Below are 8312 nucleotides of genomic sequence, written 5' to 3' on the forward strand. Positions count from 1 at the left end.
GCCGCCGCCGGCTCTCCCGCCCCCGTACCCCTCCCAGGTCACCGATGTGCACTACCTGAGCTGGGAGCCGACGCCCGAGGGCGCGCCGAGGCGGAGCTTCAGCCTCGGGGTGGAGCTGACCGTGCTGGCCGGCCCCCCGGTCACCGTGACCCGGATCTCCCAGCCCTACGCCGGCCTGTCCATCAAATCGACTCCACCGGCGCCCTTTCGCACGACAGCGGGATCAAGCCGCAAGATCGTCGTCACCATGAAGGTGACGCAATGCAGGAAAGTGCCGTGGAACGCCGGACTCCCTTTCCTCGACGTAACTCTACGTAATACGCGCGCAATAGAAGTTCACAGTTTCATCCTCGGACAGCGCTATGCACAGCAGCTGTCAGAGGCCCTACAAGTCGCCTGCAGCAACGATTTCGGGTAATTACCAAAACACCCGAGACGCCTGAAGCATCCAGGTCGGGTCCTGCGGGTTCTCACTATGTGGACCGGGCGAATCCGCCTGAATTCCGCAGTTCCACCCACTCAGTACCGCTCTGCATTACGACGTGTCATAACAAGAGCGTCACAGCCTGGCCCGGACCCTCCTCCACGATCCCCACACCCGCTTAGAGTCACGGCCAGTCACCGCGCCACCGGATTGTCACGTCAGGCACCCCGCGCAACGACTCGGCTGCTTCCAGGGGGGAGCGCCGCGCCATGAAAGGACGAATCGTGCGTCAACGTTCGCTCATCACCATCACCGCCGCGCTGGCGGCGGGAGCACTCACCCTCACCGCCTGCGGCTCGCGCGACGACGACGGCGGCTCGGACTCCGGTAGCGGCGGCACCAAGGTCGTCATCGGCGTCGACGCCCCGCTGACGGGTGACCTCTCCGCCCTCGGCCTCGGCATCAAGAACTCCGTCGACCTCGCCGCGAAGACCGCCAACAAGCAGAAGCTCGTCGACGGCGTCACCTTCGAGATCAAGGCCCTCGACGACCAGGCCCAGCCCTCCTCGGGCCAGGCCAACGCCGTCCAGCTCGTCAGCGACAAGTCCGTCATGGGCGTCGTCGGCCCGCTGAACTCCTCCGTCGCCGAGTCGATGCAGAAGGTCTTCGACGACGCCGGCCTCGTCGAGGTCTCCCCGGCCAACACCGGCCCGGGCCTCACCCAGGGCGCCGACTGGCAGAACAAGAAGGTGCGCACCTACAAGTCGTACTTCCGCACGTCGACCACGGACGCCATCCAGGGCCCGTTCGCCGCGCAGTACGTCTACAACGACGCCAAGAAGACCAAGGTCTTCGTCATCGACGACAAGAAGACCTACGGCGCCGGTCTCGCCGCCACCTTCACCACCGAGTTCAAGAAGCTCGGCGGCAAGGTCGTCGGCACCCAGCACATCGACCCCACCACCAAGGACTTCTCCGCGGTCGCCACCCAGGTGAAGAGCTCCGGCGCGGACGTCGTCTACTACGGCGGCGAGTACCCGCAGGCCGGTCCGCTCAGCAAGCAGATCAAGGCCGCCGGTGCCAAGGTCCCGCTCGTCGGCGGTGACGGCATCTTCGACCCGACCTTCATCGAGCTGGCCGGCGACGGCAGCACCGGTGACCTCGCCACCTCCGTCGGCGCCCCGGTCGAGGAACTGCCCTCGGCCAAGCAGTTCGTCGCCGATTACAAGGCCGGCGGCTACAAGGAGGAGTACGCGGCCTACGGCGGTTACTCCTACGACGCCGCCTGGTCGATCATCCTCGCCGTGAAGAAGGTCGTCGAGGACAACGACGGCAAGCTCCCGGCCGACGCCCGCGCCAAGATCACCGCGGCCGTCCAGAACGTCTCCTTCGACGGTGTGACCGGCAAGGTCTCCTTCGACGAGTACGGTGACGCCACCAACAAGCAGCTCACCGTCTACGCCGTCGAGAACGGCGCCTGGAAGGCCGTCAAGTCCGGCACCTACACAGGCTGATTGAGACCCGCAGCACCAACTGATCGAGCCGCGCGGGGCGCTGTTCCACTGGCGCCCCGCGCGGACTCGCATCCGGCCCCACCCGGCCACACACCCGGCCACACATCCGTCGAACATCCGAAGTCTCGGAGGACATGCGGTGAACGAACTGCCGCAGCAGCTGGTCAACGGCCTGCTACTAGGAGCAATGTACGGGCTCGTCGCCATCGGCTACACAATGGTCTACGGCATCGTCCAGCTCATCAACTTCGCCCACGGCGAGATCTTCATGACCGGTGGATTCGGTGCTGTCACCGTCTACCTGTACGTACTGCCCGACGGCACCTCGATGGCGATCGCCCTGCCCCTGATGCTCATGGGCGCCATCATCGTCTCCGTCACCGTCGCCGTCGGAGCGGAACGGTTCGCCTACCGCCCCCTGCGCACCGCCCCACGCCTCGCGCCCCTCATCACCGCCATCGGCCTCTCCCTGGCCCTCCAGCAGGCGGTCTGGGCCTGGTACCCCGACGCCAAGTCGCCCATCAAGTTCCCCGAGATCGGCGGCGGCCCCTTCGAGATCGGCAGCGTCACCATCCAGACCGGTGACATCTTCCTGTTCATCGCCGCCCCCATCAGCATGGGCATCCTCGCCTACTTCGTGATGCGCACCCGCACCGGACGCGGCATGCAGGCCACCGCCCAGGACCCCGACACCGCCAAGCTCATGGGTGTCAACACCGACCGCATCATCGTGATCGCCTTCGCCCTCGGCGCCGCCTTCGCCGCCGTCGGATCCGTCGCCTACGGCCTCAAGTACGGCCAGGTCGACTTCATGATGGGCTTCATCCTCGGCCTCAAGGCCTTCACCGCGGCCGTCCTCGGCGGCATCGGCAACATCTACGGCGCCATGATCGGCGGCATCGTCCTCGGCCTCGCCGAAACGCTCGCCACCGCCTACATCGCCGACGTCCCCGGCTTCGACAAGCTCGGCGGCCAGTCCTGGGCCAACGTCTGGGCCTTCGTACTCCTCATCCTCGTACTCCTGTTCAGGCCCCAGGGCCTGCTCGGCGAGCGCGTCGCTGACAGGGCGTGACACCGATGACCACACAGACCACCGAAACCACCGGCGCCCCCGTCAGCAAGGACGGCAACACCAGCGGCCTCATCGGCCTCCCGGAGAACATCGGCCGCGCCCTCGCCACCACGGGCGGCGCCCTCGCCGTCATCTCCACCTTCATGGCCTGGACCTGGACCTCCGAGTTCCCCGGCGACCTCACCGTCTACGGCTACCCCGGCGGCCTCCAGGTCCTCGTCCTCATCGGCGGCCTCCTCACCACGCTCTTCGGCCTCGCCTCCTACGGCGTCCCGGGCCTGGGCTGGCTCACCCCCGCCGGCGCCGACAGCGCCATCAAGCTCTCCGCGCTCGGCACCTTCGCCACCGCCTGGTACACGGTCATCGCCATCACGGTCGACCTCGGCGGCATCGTCAACCTCGAACCCGGCGGCTACATCGTCGCCATCGCCACCCTCGCCGCCGTCCTCGGCGCCTTCGCCCTGCCCTTCACCCGCCCGGAGCCCGACCCGATCGACCCGGACGACACCGGCTGGGAGCAGTTCAAGCACGGCGGACGCCACAACTGGTCCGTCTTCAAGGCCTCGATCGCCTCCGGCACCCCCGGCAAGGCACCCCAGCTCCCGGCCTACGCCGAGATCCTGATCATCGTCGCCGCCCTCGCCGTCGGCCTCACCGTCTTCACCTACGGCATCGGCACCGAGTACGACGAACTCTTCATCGGCTTCCTCATCACCGTCGGCTTCCTCTTCGCCGCCGTCGCCAAGGCCGGGCTCGTGGCCCGGGTCTCGGGGATCACCGCGAAGCACCGCAACGTCACCATGATCGGTGCGTTCGTCGCCGCCGCGGCCTTCCCGTTCACCCAGTCCGACGACCGCTACGCGACCCTCGGCGTCTACATCCTCATCTTCGCCACCGTCGCTCTCGGCCTGAACATCGTCGTCGGTCTCGCCGGCCTCCTCGACCTCGGATACGTCGCCTTCCTCGGCGTCGGCGCCTACACCGCGGCCCTGGTCTCCGGCTCCCCCACCTCACCGCTCGGCGTCCAGTGGCCCTTCTGGGCCTCCGCGCTCCTCGGCGCCGCCGTCGCCATGGTCTTCGGCGTCCTCATCGGCGCCCCCACCCTGCGGCTGCGCGGCGACTACCTCGCCATCGTCACCCTCGGCTTCGGTGAGATCTTCCGCATCACCGTCCTCAACATGGACGGCACCTCAGGACCCGACGTCACCAACGGCTCCAACGGCATCGCCTCGATCCCGAACCTCGAGATCCTCGGCTTCGACTTCGGCCAGACCCACGACATCCTCGGCTTCAGCATCGCCCGCTTCGCCAACTACTTCCTGCTGATGCTGTTCATCACCCTGATCGTCGTCGTGGTCTTCCGACGCAGCAGCGACTCCCGCATCGGCCGCGCCTGGATCGCCATCCGCGAAGACGAGACAGCCGCCCTCGCCATGGGCATCAACGGCTTCCGCGTCAAGCTCATCGCCTTCGCCCTCGGCGCCACCCTCGCCGGCCTCGCCGGCAGCGTCCAGGCCCACGTCACCTACACCGTGACGCCCGAGCAGTACCAGTTCGCCGGACCGGTCCCGCCCAACTCGGCGTTCCTCCTCGCCGCCGTCGTCCTCGGCGGCATGGGCACCATCGCCGGACCCCTCGTCGGCGCCTCACTGCTCTACCTCATCCCGGCCAAGCTCCAGTTCATGGCCAACTACCAGCTCTTCGCCTTCGGTGTCGCCCTCATCCTCCTGATGCGCTTCCGCCCCGAGGGCCTCATCCCCAACCGGCGCCGCCAGCTCGAATTCCACGAAGAGGCCGAAGCGCCCACAGTCCTCGGCAAGGCAGGGGCCTGACACATGACCACCGACACCACCACCGTCACCGCGACGACCGTCCTGGACGCCCGCGGCGTCACCATGCGCTTCGGCGGCCTCACCGCCGTACGCAACGTCGACCTCCAGGTCAACACGGGCGAGATCGTCGGACTCATCGGCCCCAACGGCGCCGGCAAGACGACCTTCTTCAACTGCCTCACCGGCCTCTACATCCCCACCGAGGGAGAGGTCCGCTACAAGGGCACCGTCCTGCCGCCCAAGTCCTTCAAGGTCACCGCCGCCGGCATCGCCCGCACCTTCCAGAACATCCGCCTGTTCGCCAACATGACGGTCCTGGAGAACGTGCTCGTCGGCCGCCACACCCGCACCAAGGAAGGCCTCTGGTCCGCCCTCCTGCGCGGCCCCGGCTTCCACCGCGCCGAAAAGGCCTCCCACGAACGCGCCATGGAACTCCTGGAGTTCGTCGGCCTCGCGAGCAAGGCCGAACACCTCGCCCGCAACCTGCCCTACGGCGAACAGCGCAAGCTGGAGATCGCCCGCGCACTGGCGAGCGAACCCGGCCTGCTGCTCCTGGACGAGCCCACGGCCGGCATGAACCCCCAGGAGACGCGGGCGACGGAGGAACTGGTCTTCGCCATCCGCGACAAGGGCATCGCCGTCCTCGTCATCGAGCACGACATGCGGTTCATCTTCAACCTCTGCGACCGCGTCGCCGTACTCGTCCAGGGCGAGAAACTCGTCGAAGGCGACAGCGCCACCGTCCAGGGCGACGAACGCGTCATCGCCGCCTACCTCGGCGAACCCTTCGAGGGCGCCCCCGGCGACGCGGAAGTCGCCGAGGTCGAGGCAGCCGAGGCACAGGCCGACATCACGACCGACGCCGCGCCCGGCAAGGAGAACGACCGATGACCGCACTGCTCGAAGTAGAGGACCTGCGGGTCGCCTACGGCAAGATCGAGGCCGTCAAGGGCATCTCGTTCAAGGTCGACGCCGGCGAGGTCGTCACCCTCATCGGCACCAACGGCGCCGGCAAGACCACGACCCTGCGCACCCTCTCGGGTCTGCTCAAGCCGGTCGGCGGCCAGATCAAGTTCGACGGCAAATCGCTCAAGAAGACCCCGGCCCACCAGATCGTCTCGCTCGGCCTCGCCCACTCCCCCGAGGGGCGGCACATCTTCCCGCGCATGACGATCGAGGACAACCTCCGACTGGGCGCCTTCCTGCGCAACGACAAGCCGGGCATCGAGAAGGACATCCAGCGCGCCTACGACCTCTTCGCCATCCTCGGCGAACGCCGCAAGCAGGCCGCGGGCACCCTCTCCGGCGGTGAGCAGCAGATGCTGGCCATGGGCCGCGCGCTCATGTCCCAGCCGAAGCTGCTCATGCTCGACGAGCCGTCCATGGGCCTCTCGCCGATCATGATGCAGAAGATCATGGCGACCATCGCCGAGCTGAAGTCCCAGGGCACGACGATTCTCCTCGTCGAGCAGAACGCCCAGGCGGCACTGTCACTCGCCGACCACGGCCATGTGATGGAGATCGGCAAGATCGTGCTGTCCGGCACCGGCCAGGACCTGCTGCACGACGAGTCCGTACGCAAGGCGTACCTCGGCGAGGACTGAGTCCTTGCCCTGGTGACAGCTGTACGACGAGGCCCGCGCCCCTAACCGGGGACGCGGGCCTCGCGCATGGATGCTCGGGGAGGTCAGCCCTTGCCGGCCTTCTTCTCATCGGCGTCCTGGATGACCGCCTCGGCCACCTGCTGCATCGACATACGCCGGTCCATCGACGTCTTCTGGATCCAGCGGAACGCGGCCGGCTCGGTCAGCCCGTACTCGGTCTGAAGAATCGACTTCGCCCGGTCGACGAGCTTGCGGGTCTCCAGGCGCAGGGTGAGGTCGGCGACCTCGGCCTCCAGCTCCTTCAGCTCGGTGAAACGTGAGACGGCCATCTCGATCGCCGGGACGACGTCGCTCTTGCTGAACGGCTTCACGAGGTAAGCCATCGCGCCGGCGTCGCGGGCGCGCTCGACCAGATCCCGCTGCGAGAAGGCGGTGAGCATCAGGACGGGGGCGATGCGCTCCTCGGCGATCTTCTCGGCCGCGGAGATGCCGTCCATCTTCGGCATCTTCACATCGAGGATCACGAGGTCAGGCTTGTGCTCACGGGCGAGCTCGATGGCCTGCTCACCGTCACCGGCCTCGCCGACGACGCTGTAGCCCTCTTCCTCCAGCATCTCTTTGAGGTCGAGCCGGATGAGGGCCTCGTCCTCGGCGATGACGACACGGGTCGTCAGCGGAGGCACGTGCGACTTGTCGTCGTCGGGCGCGTCTACGGGCTGGGGCGACTCGGGGGCGGTCACGGGGGCTCCTTGTTGCGGGCCGGGCAGGTACTACTGCGTAAGAAGCCTACCTAGAGGCGGGGAGCTGCGGTGACCCGGTACACTCTCGGAGTGCCCAGCCGGGTTGGCGGAATCGGCTTACGCGGATGTCTCAAACACATCTGTCCGAGAGGACATACGGGTTCGAATCCCGTACCCGGCACCTCTGGCCCAGAAGCGGATGTCCACGTTCTCGTGAACATCCGCTTTTTGCTGCGCCCAGTCGCGATCACTCACCCAGAGTAGTCGCATGAACTTTCACGGTACTGAGGTTCGACAGAAGGCGCTCACACTGCTGCGCGACGGCGTCCCCAACGCCGATGTGGCCCGCAAGTTCAACATCCCGGTCGGCACGATCGGGTACTGGAAACATGCAGACCGGGCCACCCGCGGCGAGTGCCCAGGACGCCAGCCGCCGCCGTGCCCTCGCTGCGACGGCGACCTCAACTCACCGGCGTACTCCTACCTTCTCGGCCTCTACCTCGGCGACGGCCACATCATCCAGAACCGCGCCATGCGGTCACCCAGCCTGTCCATTACCTGCGCCGAGTCACACCCTGGCCTCATGGACTTGTGCGAGAACGCCATGCGATCGGTGTTCCCCAACAACTCGGTCTGCCGAGTCCGCCGTAAGGGCTGTCGGGACGTGAAGCTGTACTCCATGCACTTGTGGTGCCTCTTCCCTCAGCATGGTCCCGGCAAGAAACACGACCGCCTCATCGCCCTCGAACCCTGGCAACAGGAAATCGTCGACGCCCACCCCTGGGAATTCATCCGCGGCCTCATCCACTCCGATGGCTGCCGCATCACCAACTGGACCACCCGCCTCGTAGCCGGTGAACGCAAGCGCTACGAATACCCCCGGTACTTCTTCACCAACAAGTCCGACGACATCAGGAAGCTCTTCACCGACACCCTCGACCTCGTCGGCGTCGAATGGACAACCCTCGCCCGAGGCAGCGATCCCTTCAACATCTCCGTCGCCCGCAAAGCCTCAGTCGCCCTCCTCGACACCCACGTAGGCCCCAAACACTGACCCCCGCAATATGACCCGTCACACCCCCACCACAGAACACTACGCCGAACAGGCAAGGGTAGCATGACGGAG

Annotated in this window: 7 protein-coding genes, 1 tRNA gene and 1 pseudogene; 8 read left to right on the forward strand and 1 reads right to left on the reverse strand. The window is 66.9% G+C overall.

What is annotated here, in order from left to right; translation table 11 throughout:
• The 6 genes and pseudogenes from HLK59_RS45835 to HLK59_RS45860 all read left to right on the forward strand — a co-directional run.
• Positions 1 to 418, forward strand: a pseudogene (locus tag HLK59_RS45835) (hypothetical protein); the annotation flags it as partial.
• Positions 419 to 708: 290 nt separating this feature from the next.
• Positions 709 to 1938, forward strand: coding sequence for a branched-chain amino acid ABC transporter substrate-binding protein (locus tag HLK59_RS45840; RefSeq protein WP_171147612.1), 1230 nt, complete (start codon positions 709 to 711; stop codon positions 1936 to 1938).
• Between the two features lie 139 nt (positions 1939 to 2077).
• Positions 2078 to 3010, forward strand: a complete 933-nt coding sequence (locus HLK59_RS45845) for a branched-chain amino acid ABC transporter permease (protein ID WP_171147613.1) — start codon at positions 2078 to 2080, stop codon at positions 3008 to 3010.
• Positions 3011 to 3015: 5 nt separating this feature from the next.
• Positions 3016 to 4842 carry a branched-chain amino acid ABC transporter permease gene (locus tag HLK59_RS45850; RefSeq protein WP_171147614.1) on the forward strand — a complete coding sequence of 609 codons (1827 nt, stop codon included), beginning with the start codon at positions 3016 to 3018 and terminating at the stop codon, positions 4840 to 4842.
• A gap of 3 nt (positions 4843 to 4845) precedes the next feature.
• Entirely contained in the window at positions 4846 to 5733 is an 888-nt protein-coding gene (locus tag HLK59_RS45855; protein ID WP_171147615.1) for an ABC transporter ATP-binding protein, read from the forward strand.
• Complete coding sequence (locus tag HLK59_RS45860; protein ID WP_171147616.1) at positions 5730 to 6446, forward strand: ABC transporter ATP-binding protein; 717 nt, start codon at positions 5730 to 5732, stop codon at positions 6444 to 6446. Before HLK59_RS45855 ends, HLK59_RS45860 begins: the two co-directional genes overlap by 4 nt.
• 83 nt (positions 6447 to 6529) lie before the next feature.
• Here HLK59_RS45860 and HLK59_RS45865 read toward each other — a convergent pair whose 3' ends face one another.
• Positions 6530 to 7186 carry a response regulator gene (locus HLK59_RS45865; RefSeq protein ID WP_171147617.1) on the reverse strand — a complete coding sequence of 219 codons (657 nt, stop codon included), beginning with the start codon at positions 7184 to 7186 and terminating at the stop codon, positions 6530 to 6532.
• A 97-nt stretch (positions 7187 to 7283) separates the two neighbouring features.
• Here HLK59_RS45865 and HLK59_RS45870 point away from each other — a divergent pair.
• Positions 7284 to 7367, forward strand: a tRNA-Leu gene (locus tag HLK59_RS45870).
• 87 nt (positions 7368 to 7454) lie between these two features.
• On the forward strand, positions 7455 to 8240 hold the full coding sequence (locus HLK59_RS45875; protein WP_171147618.1) for a helix-turn-helix domain-containing protein: 786 nt from the start codon (positions 7455 to 7457) through the stop codon (positions 8238 to 8240).
• Positions 8241 to 8312 lie beyond the last annotated feature (72 nt).

This window comes from Streptomyces sp. S3(2020) (genome assembly GCF_013044505.1).
Lineage (GTDB): Bacteria > Actinomycetota > Actinomycetes > Streptomycetales > Streptomycetaceae > Streptomyces.